The organism is Dyella agri, assembly GCF_044904705.1.
In the GTDB taxonomy this organism is placed as follows: domain Bacteria; phylum Pseudomonadota; class Gammaproteobacteria; order Xanthomonadales; family Rhodanobacteraceae; genus Rhodanobacter_A; species Rhodanobacter_A agri.
This window is the reverse complement of record NZ_JADIKL010000001.1, coordinates 403,291-419,665: the sequence shown is the minus strand read 5'-3', so window position 1 is coordinate 419,665 and position 16,375 is coordinate 403,291. Positions and strand designations below refer to the sequence as shown.

At 67.0% G+C, this 16,375-nt stretch carries 16 protein-coding genes and 1 riboswitch; of the genes, 1 reads left to right on the top strand and 15 read right to left on the bottom strand.

The annotated features are described in order from the left end of the window. Positions 1–5 precede the first annotated feature (5 nt). From ISP14_RS01860 to ISP14_RS01790, 15 genes are all read right to left on the bottom strand, one after another. On the bottom strand, positions 6–1,934 hold the full coding sequence (locus tag ISP14_RS01860; protein ID WP_404535717.1) for an RCC1 domain-containing protein: 1,929 nt from the start codon (positions 1,932–1,934) through the stop codon (positions 6–8). A gap of 133 nt (positions 1,935–2,067) precedes the next feature. After that, complete coding sequence (locus ISP14_RS01855) at positions 2,068–2,508, bottom strand: hypothetical protein (RefSeq protein ID WP_404535714.1); 441 nt, start codon at positions 2,506–2,508, stop codon at positions 2,068–2,070. 107 nt (positions 2,509–2,615) lie between these two features. Next, positions 2,616–4,853: a DNA topoisomerase IV subunit A gene (gene parC / locus ISP14_RS01850; protein WP_404535711.1), complete on the bottom strand. Its 2,238-nt coding sequence runs from the start codon at positions 4,851–4,853 to the stop codon at positions 2,616–2,618. 184 nt (positions 4,854–5,037) lie between these two features. Next, a complete protein-coding gene (gene cfa, locus ISP14_RS01845; RefSeq protein ID WP_404535708.1) occupies positions 5,038–6,156 on the bottom strand; it encodes a cyclopropane fatty acyl phospholipid synthase in 1,119 nt (372 codons plus the stop codon). Next, positions 6,153–6,500, bottom strand: a complete 348-nt coding sequence (locus ISP14_RS01840; protein ID WP_404535705.1) for a DUF190 domain-containing protein — start codon at positions 6,498–6,500, stop codon at positions 6,153–6,155. Before ISP14_RS01840 ends, cfa begins: the two co-directional genes overlap by 4 nt. A gap of 16 nt (positions 6,501–6,516) precedes the next feature. Then, on the bottom strand, positions 6,517–6,918 hold the full coding sequence (gene crcB, locus ISP14_RS01835; protein WP_404535702.1) for a fluoride efflux transporter CrcB: 402 nt from the start codon (positions 6,916–6,918) through the stop codon (positions 6,517–6,519). 54 nt (positions 6,919–6,972) lie between these two features. After that, positions 6,973–7,365 carry a fluoride efflux transporter CrcB gene (gene crcB, locus ISP14_RS01830; RefSeq protein ID WP_404535699.1) on the bottom strand — a complete coding sequence of 131 codons (393 nt, stop codon included), beginning with the start codon at positions 7,363–7,365 and terminating at the stop codon, positions 6,973–6,975. A 57-nt stretch (positions 7,366–7,422) separates the two neighbouring features. After that, positions 7,423–7,513: riboswitch (Fluoride riboswitch) on the bottom strand. A 31-nt stretch (positions 7,514–7,544) separates the two neighbouring features. Then, a complete protein-coding gene (locus ISP14_RS01825) occupies positions 7,545–8,651 on the bottom strand; it encodes a DUF2235 domain-containing protein (RefSeq protein WP_404535696.1) in 1,107 nt (368 codons plus the stop codon). Between the two features lie 94 nt (positions 8,652–8,745). Next, the gene (locus tag ISP14_RS01820) at positions 8,746–10,530 is read right to left on the bottom strand and encodes a DUF885 domain-containing protein (protein WP_404535693.1); all 1,785 of its coding nucleotides are present in this window, start codon (positions 10,528–10,530) and stop codon (positions 8,746–8,748) included. Positions 10,531–10,649: 119 nt separating this feature from the next. Beyond that, a complete protein-coding gene (locus ISP14_RS01815; RefSeq protein ID WP_404535690.1) occupies positions 10,650–11,729 on the bottom strand; it encodes a glycosyltransferase family 9 protein in 1,080 nt (359 codons plus the stop codon). A gap of 31 nt (positions 11,730–11,760) precedes the next feature. Then, positions 11,761–12,288, bottom strand: coding sequence for a hypothetical protein (locus ISP14_RS01810; protein ID WP_404535687.1), 528 nt, complete (start codon positions 12,286–12,288; stop codon positions 11,761–11,763). Positions 12,289–12,326: 38 nt separating this feature from the next. Then, on the bottom strand, positions 12,327–12,602 hold the full coding sequence (minE, locus tag ISP14_RS01805; RefSeq protein ID WP_404535684.1) for a cell division topological specificity factor MinE: 276 nt from the start codon (positions 12,600–12,602) through the stop codon (positions 12,327–12,329). 4 nt (positions 12,603–12,606) lie between these two features. Beyond that, a complete protein-coding gene (gene minD / locus ISP14_RS01800; protein WP_404535681.1) occupies positions 12,607–13,422 on the bottom strand; it encodes a septum site-determining protein MinD in 816 nt (271 codons plus the stop codon). A gap of 54 nt (positions 13,423–13,476) precedes the next feature. After that, positions 13,477–14,250: a septum site-determining protein MinC gene (minC, locus tag ISP14_RS01795; protein WP_404535678.1), complete on the bottom strand. Its 774-nt coding sequence runs from the start codon at positions 14,248–14,250 to the stop codon at positions 13,477–13,479. Further along, positions 14,247–14,864, bottom strand: coding sequence for a GNAT family N-acetyltransferase (locus tag ISP14_RS01790; protein ID WP_404535675.1), 618 nt, complete (start codon positions 14,862–14,864; stop codon positions 14,247–14,249). Before ISP14_RS01790 ends, minC begins: the two co-directional genes overlap by 4 nt. 184 nt (positions 14,865–15,048) lie before the next feature. Between ISP14_RS01790 and ISP14_RS01785 the strand changes: the two genes are divergently transcribed. Further along, positions 15,049–16,278 (top strand): sensor histidine kinase, encoded by a 1,230-nt coding sequence (locus tag ISP14_RS01785; RefSeq protein ID WP_404536098.1) that lies wholly within the window; start codon positions 15,049–15,051, stop codon positions 16,276–16,278. Positions 16,279–16,375: the final 97 nt, after the last annotated feature.

Genomic DNA, 16,375 nt, shown 5'->3' with positions numbered 1-16,375 from the left:
CATGCTCACGGTGCGGGCTTCGACACGGAAATCCTCTTGTCGCATGCCACGCCGGGCTTGCACGACCACGCGGTTGGCAGCTTCGCTGAAGTCGGAATAGAACACATCGCCGGCGTGGGGCGCGATCTCCGAGGTCCAGTCCGCGGGGCTTGGGTCGTTCCCATCCACCGCGTCGACGCGCAATGTCTTGAACGGTTGCCGCGACCATTCGCGCGCGATGGTGTCGGCGCAGGCGTTGAATCTTCGGAACACCCCGTCGGTGGCAGGCGCGCCTTTGTCGGACCAGGTGGTGTCCTGCGACCAGCCGCTCCAAAATACCAGTGACGACAACGGGCCAGGTCATGGAATGCGTCTGCCGCCAGTGTGAAGCGGTCATCGGCTTGCACGTAGAGACCGTAGCTCCAGCTCATCCAGTACCGCACATAGGATGGTTCGGGTTTGCCGCACACCGCGCCTTCGGGCAAGGTCGCGTGGAATCGGAGCAGGCTGCCATTTGCCTTGTCCTCGGATGCGCGGCGGATGGGGTAGAGCGGGAGAGTCACCAGTGTCGGCACCAGCACGCCGTGATCGACTGCCATATCGGCCCGGCTGACGCGATAGACGTTGTTTCCTTCGGAGACCAGCGCGCCTTTCAGCCGCTTGGCGACCAAGGCGGCGAGCTGGTCCAAGGCCTGCTTCTCCGGTACCGCAAGTTTCGCGGGCGTATCCGGGGCCAGTGCGTCAATGTCGCCGATGCCGGTATCGAGCGGCAGCTTGCTGGTATCGACATTCGGCCAGCGCAGTATCTGGTGATGTTGGTTTCCTCCTGGAACGCTGCGGCAGCGGAGCCTGGCGGCGACCACGACACACAAGTCGTCGAAGTAGTTTTCAGCGAGCGCGCCGACCCCGCCCGGAATGATGACCGTGGGCTTCGGGACGATGCCCGGGAGGTGCTGGCCGCCATACTGTCCGGCGAAGCTGGACTTGTTGCCCCAGCACAGCAACGCACCGTTCCGGATGGCGCAGGCATGATTGTCGCCGATGGCGACCGCGCTTACCCCCGAGTCGAGCACGCGTACGGGTTGGCTGACGAAGTCTCCTTTCTGGCCGTTGCCGATTTCACCGTCGGCGTTGTCGCCCCAACACCACAATGCGCCGCTGACGAGGGCGCAGGCGCGATGGGAGCGAACGGCGACCGACGTTGCGCCGGCATGAAGCATTTCCTTCGGAGGCGCCTTGTTGGTGTTGTCCCAGCACATCAATGCACCGCGCACGATCGCGCAATCCTGCAAGCTGCTCACATCGACGGCTGTGACGCCAGCGTGGAAGATTTCCGCATCGGGCTTCCTGGCGCCGAAGCCCCAGCAACGCAGCGCACCCGCGACGATGGCGCAGGTTTGGTCGACCCCGCCGCGCGACATGGCAACGGATGTCACGTTGTTCGGCAGGATCTGCGCCGGCTTGTCGACGTGTGCACCCAGTCCAGCCTTGACCTGGCCGACACCATTGTTGCCCCAGCACCACAATGCGCCGCGCACGATGGCGCAGGTGTCGTCGAATCCGGCAGCCACCTGGGTGACGCCGTCGGGAAAAATCAATGCCGGCGCCACGACATCGGCGCCTGCCTGACCGCTGCCGACCTGGCCGTCTTTGTTCCCGCCCCAGCAGTACAGCGCCGATTCCTGCGTGATGGCGCAAGCGTGCCCGCCGCCGAGCGCGATCTGGCTGACGGCGCCGCGTTTCGCTTCCTGAGAGAATGCGAGCGAAGGAATGAGCGCCAGAACTACGAGAAGGAAAGCGAGGTGCAGCGCTCGAATCGTCACCGTGGTGGCTTCCTGGTTGCCGGATGCTGAAACGTTCGCCGTCGAAGATGGCGTGAATCGGCGCGCGCCGTACCAAAGGCCTGTCACCGTCGGGCGTAGGACGGGCACGCTGGCGCTGCCCTGGCGGCGCATGTTCGCACAGGCACGCGGAAATTCGGATCGCCTTGGCTTCGGGCAAGGCCGCGGTCGGCGGAATTCAGCCGTTCCTTCCGGTCAATCGGTGTCGGTCAGCGCGATGGTACCCAGCAGCTGCCGCCGCGCAGACCTACCACCCACGCCCGTGGAAGTTGCCCTGGCCCACGCCGACCGAAAAGCTGACGCCGCCGGTGGGGTGGTCGCAGTCGCCGAGGTTCTTGGTGATGTTCACCGTGCCGGTCTGGTAGTTGCCGCTCATGTGGTTGCCGCCCACGACGCCCATGCCCACGCTGCCGTGCATCTGGGCCTGGTTGTAGGTGGAATCGTCGCAGTGCTGGGCGCTGGCGGTGTGCTCGTCCGCGGCGTTGGTGGTGCCGCTGGTGTCGCCGTAATACATGCCCGGCGTAGTGCTGGTGGCAGGCTTGGACGCGCTTGAGCTATGGGCGGGAAGGTCGGAGGGCGGCAGATCGTTCTGCGGCGGCAGCTTGAGGTTGAGCGGCTGGCTGGCAGTCTGGGCCAAGGCCGCGGTGGCCAGCAGGCTGGTGGAGAGTGCGATGACTAGCCGTTTCATGGGGCGATGCTCCGGGGGATGGCGTGTACAACGCGCGACGCTGTGTCACGGAGGACACGCCATGGTCTTGGACGGCCGGTCGCGGCCGGAAGTTCCGGTCCGCTCCGTCAGCCCGTGGTCTCGATCCGCTCGACCCGGCGCAGGCCGCGCGGCAGCAAGCCGCCGCGGGTAGCGCGGTTGCCGCCGTACTCGACCAGATCCGCCCATTTCAGGGTGAGTTTGCGCGCCCCGGCGTACATGGTGACTTCGCCCTTGCCTTCGGCGACCACGGCGATGCCGGCCACGCGCTCGCCTTCCACGAGTTGCTTCTTCGGTACGTCGATCAGTTTGTTGCCCTTGCCCTTGTCCAGTTCCGGCAATTCGGCCACCGAGAACATCAGTAGGTGGCCTTCGCTGGTCACCACCACGATGCGATCGCGGGCGGGATCGGCGCTGGCCTGCGGCGCCAGCACCTTCGCGCCGTCGCTGAGGCTGATGATCTGCTTGCCGGCCTTGTTGCGGCCGGTGAGCGCCTCGAAACGGGTGACGAAGCCGTAGCCAAAATCGGTGGCGAGGATCAGGCGGGTGTCGTTGTCGCCGGCGACCAGTGCGTCGAAGCTGGCGCCGGCCGGCGGCGTGAAGCGGCCGGTGAGCGGCTCGCCGTTGCCACGCGCGGAAGGCAGTGTGTGTGCGGGTGTGGAATAGCTGCGGCCGGTGGCGTCGATCACCGCCACCTGCTGGGTGGTGCGTGCCTTGGCCACCGCGAGCAGGCCGTCGCCCTCGCGATAGCTCAGGCCCTCGGCGTCGATGTCGTGGCCCTTGGCGGCGCGGATCCAGCCCTTTTGGCTCAACACCACGGTGACCGGCTCGCTGGCCACCAGCGCGCTTTCGTCCAGCGCCTGCGCCGCTTCGCGCTCGACCAGCGGCGAACGGCGCGCGTCGCCGTATTTCTCGGCGTCGGCGCGCAGTTCGTCCTTGATCAGGCCCTTGAGCTTGGCCGGCGATTTCAGCAGCACGTTGATGCGCGCGCGTTCCTCTTCGAGCTGGTCGCGCTCGGCGTTGATTTTCATTTCCTCAAGACGGGCCAGCTGGCGCAGGCGGGTTTCGAGGATGTAGTCGGTCTGCTCTTCGCTGAGGCCGAAGCGTGCCATCAGCACGGCTTTCGGCTCTTCCTCGGTGCGGATGATGCGGATCACCTCGTCCAGGTTGAGGTAGGCGATGCGCAGGCCTTCCAGCAGGTGCAGGCGACGCTCGACCTTGGCGAGGCGGTGGTTGAGCCGGCGGGTGACCGTACTGGTGCGGAACGCCAGCCATTCGGTGAGGATTTTCTTCAGATCCTTCACCTGCGGGCGGCCATCCAGCCCGATCATGTTGAGGTTGACGCGGAAACTCTTTTCCAGGTCGGTGGTGGCGAACAGGTGCGGCATCAGCTCGTCGGCGTCGACGCGGCTGGAGCGCGGCACCAGCACGAGGCGGATCGGGTTCTCGTGGTCGGATTCATCGCGCAAGTCCTCGATCATCGGCAGCTTCTTCGCGCGCATCTGCGCTGCGATCTGCTCGAGGATCTTCGAGGGGCTGACCTGGTGCGGCAGCGCGGTGATGACGATGTTGCCTTCCTCGCGCACATACACCGCGCGGGCGCGCACCGAGCCGATGCCGTTCTGGTACATCGCCAGCAGCTCGTTGCGCGGAGTGATGATTTCCGCTTCGGTCGGGTAATCCGGGCCGCGCACGTGTTCGCACAGCTCGGCCACCGTGGCCTCGGGCTCGTCCAGCAAGCGGATGCAGGCCGCCACCAGTTCGCGCAGGTTGTGCGGCGGGATGTCGGTGGCCATGCCCACCGCAATGCCCATCGAGCCGTTGAGCAGTACGTGCGGCACGCGCGCGGGTAGCCACGAGGGCTCCTCCAGCGTGCCGTCGAAGTTCGGCACCCAGTCCACCGTGCCCTGGCCCAGCTCACCCAGCAGCGCCTCGGCGATCGGGCTGAGCTTGCTCTCGGTGTAGCGCATCGCCGCAAAGCTCTTGGGATCGTCCGGCGAGCCGAAGTTGCCCTGGCCGTCGACCAGCGGGTAGCGATAGGAGAACGGCTGCGCCATCAGCACCATCGCCTCGTAGCACGAGGTGTCGCCGTGCGGATGGAACTTGCCGATCACGTCGCCGATGGTGCGGGCGGACTTCTTCGGCTTGGCCGTGGCGGCGAGGCCCAGTTCGCTCATCGCGTAGACGATGCGTCGCTGCACCGGCTTGAGGCCGTCGCCCACGAAAGGCAGGGCGCGGTCCAGCACCACGTACATCGAGTAGTCGAGGTAGGCGCGCTCGGCGTATTCCTTGAGCGGGATCTGTTCGTAGTTGGCTTGCAGGTTCATGCAGATGTGTCGGCAGGCGCGCGGTTCGCGCGGATAACCGGCCGATGGTGCCAGATTGGGAGGGTGGGGGACAGCTTGACGGGGGCTTTTGCTCTTGTGTTTTCGCTAATTCCAAAGCGGTTTCGGGCGCCGGCAAGCGCCCGAAACGGCCTTTGATCTCCGTCAGAACATCGAGATCTCAACCTCAACGCGGCACTCGGTAACCCCCCGGCACGCCACCCGGACTCAGGGTGAGTTGCCAGAGCTGGTCGCGGCGGCTGCGGAACACCGCGGCGGAGGCGCCGAGGTAGTAGTGCCACATGCGGCGGAAGCGTTCGTCGTAGTTTTTCGACAGCTCCGGCCAGGCGGCGTCGAAGTTGGCGCGCCAGGCCATCAAGGTGCGGTCGTAGTCAGGGCCGAAGTTGTGCCAGTCCTCGACCACGAACAGGTTCTCCAGCGCGCTGGCGACCTGGCTCATTGCGGGGATCATCGAATTGGGGAAGATGTACTTCTCGATCCACGGGTCGGGCTGCGCGGGCGTGCCGTTGCTGCCGATGCAGTGGAGTACGGACAGGCCGCCCGGCTTCAGGCAGCGCCGCACAGTTTCGAAGTAGGCGCGATAGTTCTTGCCGCCGACGTGCTCGAACATGCCGATGGAATACACCGCGTCGAACGGCTCGTCGACCTCGCGGTAGTCCTGCAGGCGTATCTCGATCGGCAGGCCTTTGCACAGTTCGCGGGCGAACGCGGCCTGCTGCTCGGACACGGTAATGCCCACGCCGCTGACCCCGTAGTTTTCCGCGGCGTACTTCAGCGCTTCGCCCCAGCCGCAGCCGATGTCGAGCACGCGCTGGCCTGGCTCGAGCCGCAGCTTGCGGCAGATCAGGTCGAGCTTCGCCGCCTGCGCGTCGTCGAGGTTCCCGGCCTCGGCCCAGTAGCCGCAGGAGTACACCAGCCGCTTGCCCAGCATGGCCTGGAACAAGTCGTTGCCGAGGTCGTAATGCGCCTTGCCGATTTCGAAGGCGTGTTCGCCGCGCTGCAGGTTGACGAAACGTGCCTTGAAATGGGCGATCAAGGTGTCCAGCGTCCTGAGCTGCGCGTCCACGTGCGAACCCAGCAGCTGGGTGAAAAAGCCGATCAGGTCGTCGACATCCCACCAACCGTCCATATAGGCCTCGCCGAGGCCCAGCGAGCCGTGCGCGAACACGCGCGCGTAGATGCGTTCGTCGTGTACGCGGATGTCGGTGGGCGCGTCGCCGTCGATGCGTATGCCGGCGAGTTCCAGCAACTCGGCGGCGCGCTGCTTGAGTGAATCCTGGCTCATCGGTTCCCCTCGTTGCCCAGTAGGCCAAATCGCGCCGGTACCAGCGCGTAGACCAGCGACACATCGGCGTCGCGCACCTGTTGCAGCAGTGCCTCGGCCTCGCTCTCGCGCAGCAGGAACTCCACCACCACCGGCAGGTCGTCGGCCAGTTCGAAGAAGGCCTCCTCGTGCAGCACGCCGTGGCGGCCGAAGCCGGCGATGGCGCGGAACACCGAGCAGCCGCCGAGCTTCTGTCGTTTCGCCAGCTCCAGCAGCCATTCGGAGACCAGCAAGCCGTCGTGACGCGCGTGCATGTGCACATAAAAGCGCAGCTGCACACCGTCGATCGGGGTTTGCGGAGTCATTGCCGTCTCCTTCGAGTCAGTGCGCGCCCGCGGAACGGCGCAGGATGCTTCGGACAAGGAAGATGCCAAGCCATGTGAGGATCAGGGTGCCGAAGAGATGGGCCGCCACGTGCAGACCAAACCACAGGTATTGTCCACGCAGGATCAAGGTGTTGGCTTCGGCCGAAAACGTCGAGAAAGTGGTCAGGCCGCCCAGGAAGCCGGTAGCGGCGAACAGGCGCGCCGCGGGCGGCAAGGTCTGGAAGCGCTCGAATACGCCCATCAGGCAGCCCATGAGCAGGCCGCCGATGAGGTTGGCGGCGAGGGTGCCTGGCGGCAGGTCGGGGAAAAGATGGTTGAGCAGCACGGCCAGAATCCATCGCAGCCAGCAACCCAGCAGCCCGCCCAGCCCCACGGCGAGGAATCCGGAGAGATTCACGGCGCTATCCCCCGTCGGGCGCTTCGGTGATTCGACGTGTCCGGCATGGACATGTCAGTGCAACACGCTGCGCACAAGGACGATGCCGAGCATGGTCAGGGCAAGCGTACCGGCGAGGTGAGCCATCACGTGGATGAAGGTCCACAAGGTCTGCCGGCGCAGCAGCAGCGTGCTGGCTTCGGCGGAAAAAGTGGAGAAGGTAGTCAGGCCGCCGAGGAAGCCGGTGGTCGCGAACAATTGCACGGCCTGCGGCATGGCCGGGAAATGGCTGAACACGGCCATCACCAGGCCCATGGCGATGCCGCCGGCCAGGTTGGCCGCCAGCGTGCCCAGCGGCAGCGTCGGGAATACCGGGTTCAGCAGTACGCCGAGTATCCAGCGCAGCCAGCAGCCCAGCATGCCGCCGAGGCCCACGGCAACGAATCCAGCAAAGCTCACGTCGGGCATCTCCTGTCAATATGGCGAAGGTTCGCAGCGACAGGCACGCCTGCGCCGCCGGAATCCGGTGGTGCAGGCATCATCAGCTTCGGTGCGTTCGCACTGGAGCGGTTCGTCCCGGGACAGGAACGGGAGGCATGCCATCTCCCTCATGGATCGGCATGCTAGCCGATGCGGCGGGGCCTTGGTCAAGCCACGCCGGGCGGGGCGTCGATCACGTCGTCGCGCAGGGCCTGCGCCAGCGTCGGTGAGCGGTAGTCGGTCGCGAACCGGCTGTGTTGCCACACGGAATCGTCCACGGTTTCGTTGACGCCGTCGCCGATCTCCCGGTCGAACGACCGCTTGAACAGCTTGTAGACGCCGCCCATGAATTCGCCGTAGGAGTCGCGCGGCACGCCCGAGGCGGCATCGGGCGCCGGCGCGCACAGCTCGCTGAAGGCCAGCCCCGCCGCCGTCGCCTTTCGCTGCAGCCACGCCAGCGGCGGGTCCGGCAACGGGTCGGGCGTGCGGCTGGCGCCGTCGTGGTCGTTGCCGCCGCCCACGTCGGCGTGCGCGCCCACGAACCAGCGCTGCTCGACCTCGACCTGCTCGGGCTTTTTCGCGGTGAGCGATTCGCCGGGGGCGAGCATGGCGGGGTTGCGCGTCCACTTGGCGGGCACGAAGTCGGCGCGGTGTTCGTCCAGCGCCAGCGCCTGGTAGGCATGCTTGACGATGTAGCTGAGATCGGTGTCGTGGAACTGGTAGTGCGTGCGGGCAAATGGGAACCAGGCGGCGGTGCCGGGAATGCCCAGTGCGCCGACGGTGTCCCAGACGCCGACGAAATGGATGTCCGTCTCCAGCGAGCGCGCGGCGCGCCAGGTCACCGCGGCGTCGTCGCCGGGCTTGATCGCGGTGTCGCGATAGAACGCGTAAGCGATCGCCACGGCATCGTCGGCGATGCCGCCGTGGTCATCGCGGCGCAGCAGACCGCATTTGCGGATCAGGCCGCCGAGGCTGCGCGCGGTGTAGGCGCCGCGGCTGAAGCCGAACAGCCAGATCTCGTCGCCGGGCTGCCATTGCGCGCACAGCCAGCGGTAGCCGTCTTTCACGTTGCCGGACAGGCCGTAGCCGAACGCACCGCCGAGCAGGTGGGCCATGCCCGGTGCAACGCCGACGCCGGGAATGTATTCGATGAGTTGCTCGATGCCGGCTGCGTCGCGTGCTGCGATCAACCGGCGCAGGCGTTCCACGTTGGTGTTCGACTCGGGCTTGTTCCAGGTGCCGTCGAACAGCACGACCAATCTGCGCTTGCTCATGTCGTCCTCCATGGCGGCACGTGGCCGCGTCCGTTGGAACCTCGACTCCCCCTATCGTCCATGCCCGGCAAGCAGGCATGGACGATATGCCGCGTCACAGCACCGGCGAGTCGTCGTGCAGCATGGCCTTGCGCACGATCGCGATCGGCGCGAAGCCTTGCTGCATGAAGGCGTCGTGGAAGTGTTCGAGGTTGAAGTTCTTGCCCTGCTTCGCCTGCAGGTCGGTGCGCAGCTTCTGGATCTCCAGCTTGCCCAGCGTGTAGTACAGGTAGGTGGGGTCGGAGCTGCCGCGTTTGGTTTCCACCTCGCCCACGGCGTGCGACTGGTAACCCTCCTTGACGAAGAAATCCTCAGCCTGCGCCATCGTCATCTGGCCGGTATGCAGCCTGATGCCGACGACGAAGCGCGCGTTGCGAAGCAAGGCGTCCTGCAACTGGCCCAGCCGCAGCAGCAGTTGCTGGCGACGGTCGTGCGGGTAGAGGAACTGCGCCAGTCCCTGGTCCAGCATCATCTGTTCGCAGTAGTGCGCCCAGCCTTCCACGTTGGTGTTCGCGCCCAGCAACTTGCGCACGCGATCGTCCAGGTGGTGCATCCACAGGAACTGGATGTAGTGGCCCGGGTAGGCCTCGTGCGTGGCCACGCTGTTGATGACGGGGTAGTTGAACTGCGCCATGAATTCGTCGGTGCGCTGCTTGTCCCACGACGGGTCGGGCAGGGTGACGTTGAAGTACGCCTCCTTCGCCACCGTCTCGTAAGGCCCGGGCGTATCCATCGAGGCGAAGGTGGTGGCGCGCATGAACGGCGGCGTTTCCTCCACGATGGGCCGCACGTCGGACGGCACCGTGATGACGTGATGCTGCTTGATGAAATCGACCAGCTTGTCGAGGCTGCCGCGGAACACATCGAGCAGCTTGTCGGGCGCGGGATGGTCGGCGGCCAGCTCGGCCAGCACCTGCTGCGGCGTCTTGGCGGGGTCGAGCTCATGCGCGACCTTGGCGAACTGCTGCTGGTTCGCACGCATGTTCGCCATGTCGATCGCGACCAGCTGGTCCAGTGGCAAGGTGACCATCTCGTCGTACTTCAGCTTGTCGCGGAAGGCCTGCGCGCCAATGCGGAAGTCGCCGTGCGAGCGCGGCAGCAGGTCGGTCTTCAGCCAGGCCTGGTAATCCTGCAGCGCCTTGATCACCGCGCCGTTGCTGTCGGCGAACTGCTTTTTGAGATCCGCGTCGCTGACGTCGGCGAAGGCCGAAGGCACGTCGTGCTGGAAGAAGCTCACCAGGCCGGGCAGCTGTTCCAGTGCGATCTGGGTGTAGATCGCAGGCGGGTTGTCGAGGTTCTTGCGGGCGTCGGCCAGTACTGCAGGCATCTGCTTTTCGCGGGCGATCAGCGCGCGCAGCCGCGTTTCCGGCGATGCGAACTTGCGCTCCATCAGGGTGAACGCGCTGCTGGTGATGCCGCTGGAATAATTGTCGGGGTTCTTCTGCCACGGCCGGATCGTTTCCAGCGTGAGCAAGCTGCTGCGGATGTTGTTGAGCACCAGTTCGCGGTCGCCCTGCACGAACTGGCTGAGCATTTTCGGGTCGACGGCCGCAACCCGCGCCTCCCACTGCTTCAGCGCCTTGATGTTGGCGTCGACGCCGGCGCGCGAGTAGTCCTCCAGCTTGCCATCCCAGGCATGCAGGCCATCGGCGGTGGCGGTGCTCGGGTTGGCAGGGAAGTAGTAATCGTCGAAGTAGTGATCGGCCAGCCGCATGAAGGTCTGGTCGGCCGGCGAGGTCGCGGTGGCCGCCGCCATGGGCGCAGCTTGTGCGGCGAAGGCGGCGTTGCCCAGCGGCAGGGCGAGGGCAATGGCGCAGGCGATCCGGGTGAGCGGCTTCATCGAGAATTTTCCCATGGCGTGATGGGCCGCATCCGCACGTGGCGGCACGGCGAGGCACGAAGCCTAGCGCAGCACGGCGCCTGCGCGCAGTGCCACAGGGCACGAAGCCGATACCCGGATCAGAGGTGCTTGGCGAGCTCGCGCGCCACCGCCTCGGGCGCGAGGCCGTAGGCGTGGATCACGTGGTTGCCCGGGCCGTAGGGGCCCCATTCGTCGGCGCGGGTGGTGGTGAAGATGCCCAGCGTGGGCACGCGCGAGGCGCAGGCCAGGTGCATGATGCCGCAGTCGAGGCTGAGGTAGCCGTCGAGGCTGGCGAGCACGCCGCCGAGCTGGCGCAGGTCGGTGGAGAAATAGCTGGGATAGCGCGAGTCGAGCATGGAGCGGCCGTTCATCGGCACGATTTCCACCAGCCGGCAATCCGGACGCAGCTGTTCCAGCGTCGCCAGCAACGGGTTCCACCAATCCGTGCCGAGCAGCTTGGGGCCGGTGGCATTGGCGAACACGCCGATGGTCTTGCGCTGCGCGGCCGCGGCCGGTGCCGTCGCCAGCACGCGATCCAGCACGCGCCGTCCGCGGGCGCGCTCGGCGTCGTCCAGGAGGATATCGGGCACGGGATAGTCGGCCTCGGCGGTGGCGCCCAGCGCCTGGCGCAGCAGGTAGACCGGGCGCTGGCCTTTGCTCTGCACGTGCTCGGGCACCTCGACCGCGTGGGTCACGCTGCCGCTCTTCTTCGGTCCGCTGAAGCCCAGCGTCCAGGTGGCGCGCGCTTTCAGCAGCAGCAGGCGGCCGGTCTGCGATTGCGGGTCGACGTCGATCGCCAGGTCGTAGTGCGCCTTGCGCATGCCGCGCAGTCCGCGCAGCCACTGGCGCGGATGGCCGAAGCCGTGCGCAGGCAACTGGAACACCTGGCTGACGCGGTCATAGTGACCGTACAGCTCGCCGCCGGCCTGGCTGCGCGTGACGATATCGATCTCGGCGCCGGGCCAGGTAGCTTGCAGTTCCTGGATCAGCGGCGTCAGCAGCAGCGCGTTGCCCAGCGTGTGGCTGATGTGGCAGACCAGGATGCGGTAGATGCCCTGGCGCGGCAGCGGTTTGCCGCTGGGTTGCGCGGGCGCGCCGAACAGCATGCGCATCAGGCCGCGGGCTACGCGGCGGCGCAGGTGGTCGAGATCGAAGGGTTCGTGCGGGGGTCGCGCCACGGCGGGCCTGTGGAGTGGGTGGTCGGGAATGTCAGCCGGTCGCACGCATCGTAGCGTCGACAGCGGCGGGAAGTTTGCCGTCGGGCGCGAGCAGGCCGCGTGCGACCAGCCAGCATCGTGCGTTGCCGGCGTCCTGCTCGAACCAGGCACGGGTGGAGCCGAGCCGGAAGCTGTAGCCCCAGGCGTCCATGTCGGCCATCAGCCGCAGGCGGCCCACGCCGGGCAGGGCATCGGCCAGCACGATCTGCAGGTAGCAGGTGGCGTCCTCTTCCTCGATCGAGTCGGTGGCGTCGGTATGCACGGCGGCGCGCCGCTCCGGCGGCAGCACGACCAGGTGGCAGGCCTCGTGCAGCAGCGAGTGCACCGGCGTGTCGCCGCGCGCATAGACCGCATGGCCGATGATGCCGGCCTCCTCGTCGCCCCAGTAGCTGCCTGGAATGGGCACGCCGTCGGCCACGCGTTGCAGCGCGAGGCCGTAGCGGGCGAGCAGGGCGGCCGGCGCGGCTTCGCCGATGTCGGCGAGGCGCAGCACGCCGGGTTCGGTTCGGGCGTCGGTCATGGTGGAGCGTCGCCCGCCGCGGCGGGCGACGATGGAGGTCAGGTGGCCGGCGTGGTCGCGGCCTTGCCCTCGGGCAGCGCCACCGAGAGCTCCAGCACTTCGTGCCCGCTGTCGCGCTCGACGTTGATGTTGATCGCCTCGAGGTCGACGTGGACGTATTTCTTGATGACTTCGAGCAACTCGTTGCGCAGCAGCGGCAGGTAGTCCGGCGCGCCGCGGGTGGAGCGCTCCTGCGCCACGATGATGCGCAGGCGTTCCTTGGCCAGGCCGGCGGTGGGCTCGGGCTTGCGCTTCAGGAAGTCGAGAATGCCCATCGGGTCAGCCTCCGAATACGCGTTGCAGGAAACCTTTCTTCGGCGCGTCGAGGAAACGCAGGACGCGCTCCTCGCCGAGGATGCGGGCCACGGTGTCGCTGTAGGCCTGGCCGGCGTGCGAATTCGGATCGAGGATCACCGGCACGCCCGAGTTCGAGGCGGCCAGCACCTGTTCCGATTCCGGGATCACGCCCACCACGTTGATACCGAGGATGTCCTCGACGTCCTTGACGCTGAGCATGTCGCCGCTCGCCACGCGCACCGGGCTGTAGCGGGTCAGCAACAAGTGCTGCTTGATCGCGCTGTCGCCGCGCTCGGCGCGCCGGGTCTTGCTGGCGAGCAGGCCGAGGATGCGGTCGGAGTCGCGCACCGAGGACACTTCCGGGTTCACCACCACCACCGCGTGGTCGGCGAAGTACATCGCCAGGTGCGCGCCCTTCTCGATACCGGCGGGCGAGTCGCAGACGATGTAGTCGAAGCCGTCCTCGGACAGGCCGTCGAGCACCTTCTCCACGCCTTCCTGGGTCAGCGCGTCCTTGTCGCGGGTCTGGCTGGCGGCCAGCACGTAGAGATTCTCGTGACGCTTGTCCTTGATCAGCGCCTGCTTCAGCGTGGCCTCGCCGTGCACGACGTTGACGAAGTCGTACACCACGCGGCGCTCGCAACCCATGATGAGGTCGAGGTTGCGCAGGCCGACATCGAAGTCGATCACCGCGACCTTCTTGCCGGCGATCGCCAGGCCGGTGGCGAGCGAGGCGCTGGTCGTGGTCTTGCCGACGCCGCCCTTGCCCGAGGTGACAACAATGATTTCAGCAGTCAAGGAACCATCTCCCGGGAATGTTCTTGTCGTTGTGGTTGTTGCAGAAGTGGCTGGTCACAGCTTGGCCAGCAGCAGTTTTTCCCCTTCCAGCCAGCATCGCACGGATTGGCCTTCGAGGTCTTTCGGTATCTGTTCGAACACGCGGTAGTGGCCGGCAATGGCCACCAGCTCGGCGCGGAAGTCGTGCACGAAGATGCGCGCGTCGGCATCGCCCTGGGCGCCGGCCATGGCGCGGCCGCGCAGACCGCCATAAACGTGGATGTCGCCGTCGGCGATCACCTCGGCGCCGTTGGCAACGGTACCGGTGACCACGAGATCGCGGTCGCGTGCGTAGATCTGCTGGCCGGAACGCACGGTGCCGTCGTGGTGCAACGAGCCTTGCGTCCGTTCCTGCGCAGCGGGTTCGGCCGCGGGCGCCTCGCGTACCGGCGCCGCGGCGACCGGCTCGGGGGCGGCCGCCGGCGTGGCCGCGGCGTGGCCGCCGGCCGGTTCGTAGGCGGCGCGGAACTTGGCGATCAGCGGCAGGCCCATGCGCCTGGCCAGCGCCTCGGTCTCGCTGGTGCCGTAGGCCAGGCCGACCGGCAGCATGCCGGCGCTGCGCACGGCTTCCAGCAGCGCGTCGACGGCGCCGTCGTCGGGCAGCTTCAGCAGGTGGCTGAGATCCAGCACCACGGCGGCGCGGGCGAACAGCTGCGGTGCGGAACGCACCCGGCGCTCCAGTTCCTCGCAGAGTGCGGCGGCGTCCACGCGCTTGATGCGCACGTTGGCGATGCCGACCTGGCCGAAGCGCAGGTCACAGGCATCGGTGGTATCCAGGGCAGCGGTCATGCGTGGCGCTCTCCGGCATGCCGGCGTGGTTGATTGGTCGGCAGCAGGCGATGACGTTCAGCCAGCCAGGGCACGTCGGGCAGGCCGCCGTGCTCCAGCCAGGTGTCGCGCACATAGGCGTAGCTGGGCAGGTCCTTGGCGAGCAGGCTCACCTGGCGCTCCTGCGAAGCCATGCGCTGCTGGCCCACTTCCTGGAAGCCGTAGGTGCCGTGGAACAGCACGACAACGTCGTCGCGCGGCTCCAGGAACACCTCGCAGGCGAGCAGCGGCACGCGCACTTCGGCGTAGCTGGTGACGTCGCAGTAGAAGATGCGGCCGAGGCCGTGGCGGCGGTAGGCATTGGCGATCACGATGCGGTCGATGTACACGAACGCGGGGTAGTGTTCGCTGAACCAGCGGTAGTTGGGGCTGTGGTAGTCGCCGCCTTCGCGCAGCGCGATCAGGAAGCCGGCGAGGTGGCCGTCGATCTCGGCCACGCGGAAGTAGTCCGCGCGCTCGAAGAAGTAGCGCAGTTGCGCGGCATCGAGGGCGAGGATGGATTGACCGGCGGCGTTGTTGAGGGCCAGCACGGCGTCCAGGTCGTGCTCGGTGACGTCGCGGATGGCGAGGGCCATTCGTTGCTCCGCAGGGATGGGACGGGCCGCGGCCGGCAGGGCCGCGCAGCAATGGCACATTATGCCATGCGACGCACCTCGACACACCTCGCGCCGCCGCATGTAAAGGCTTCGTAAAACAGCGGCATGTCTTTCGGCAGGGATGACTTCCCGCGCATTGCACGGGGCCGGCGCGTGCCCAATGATGTGCGGTATGCCTCAGGTCAATTTCAGCCATATCCGGCTGCTGCGTTACGCCGGATTGTTCACCTATCTATGCGTGGGCGCGCCGTTGCTCACGCACTGGGCGACCGATCGCCTGGTCCTGCTGCATCGCCCGAATTTCGCGCTGCTGCTGTGGTCGCTGTGTTACCTGGTGTTCGGCGTGCTGTACTGGGCGGTGACCTACGATCTCGGCTCGCGGCGCCATCTCGGGCTGCGCCTGCTCGGCCTGATGCTGATGACGCTCGCCTCGCTGGCGATCGGCTGGTACAGCCACAGCGGCCTCACCGCGATGTTCCTGACCGTGATGGCGATGGTACTGCCGTGGCTGCTGCCGTTCTGGCTGGGCGTGATCTGCATCGTGGTGCAGAACGTCTGCCTGGTGGCGGTGTTCACGCGCTTTCCCGAATACCCCACGCTGATGCTGGCTTTCCTGCAGACCATCATCTATCTGGGCATCTGCGCGCTGGCATTCATCGCCTCGGTGGTAGCCAGCCGGCAGACCGAGGAGCGCGAGGCGTTGCGCCGGCTCAACTCCGAGCTGCGCGCCACCCGCGCGTTGCTGGCCGAGTCCAGCCGGCTGGCCGAGCGCATGCGCATCGCGCGCGAGCTGCACGACCTGATCGGCCACCACCTCACTGCGTTGAGCCTGAACCTGGAAGTGGCCAGCCACGTCTGCAACGAGGATGCCGGCGCACACGTGCGCAAGGCCCAGGCCACCGCCAAGCATCTGCTGGCCGACGTGCGCGAGGCGGTGAGCGAGCTGCGCCAGGACGACGCCATCGATCTCACCCAGGCCCTGCGCAGCCTTACCGAGGGGGTGCCCGGGCTCAAGGTGCACGTGAGCATGCCGCCGCGCTTCAGCGTGGAGGACCCGCGCCGCGCCCAGGTGCTGCTGCGCTGCGCCCAGGAGATCATCACCAATACCGCGCGGCACGCCGGCGCGCGCAACCTGTGGCTGACCTTTGCCTATGCCGGGCCCAGCCTGCTGGGCCTGCATGCGCGCGACGACGGCCGCGGTGCCGCCCAGCCGGAGGCGGGCAACGGTCTGTCCGGCATGCGCGAGCGCTTGGCCGAGTTCGGCGGCAGCATGGTGCTGGATACCGCCCCGGGCGAAGGTTTCGCGCTCACCGTGCGCCTGCCGCTGGGCGAGCAGCCCGAGCTGGCGCATGCGCCTTCGCGCGTCGAGCCGCCCGCCCTGAGTGTGCCCTGATGCACGTTCCGGGTTCGCGTTACGCGGTTTTCACATGCCAGAATGCGTCGGTTCGGACGCCGCATTGTTCCCTTTGTCGTTCGCCGGCGTGCCGGAA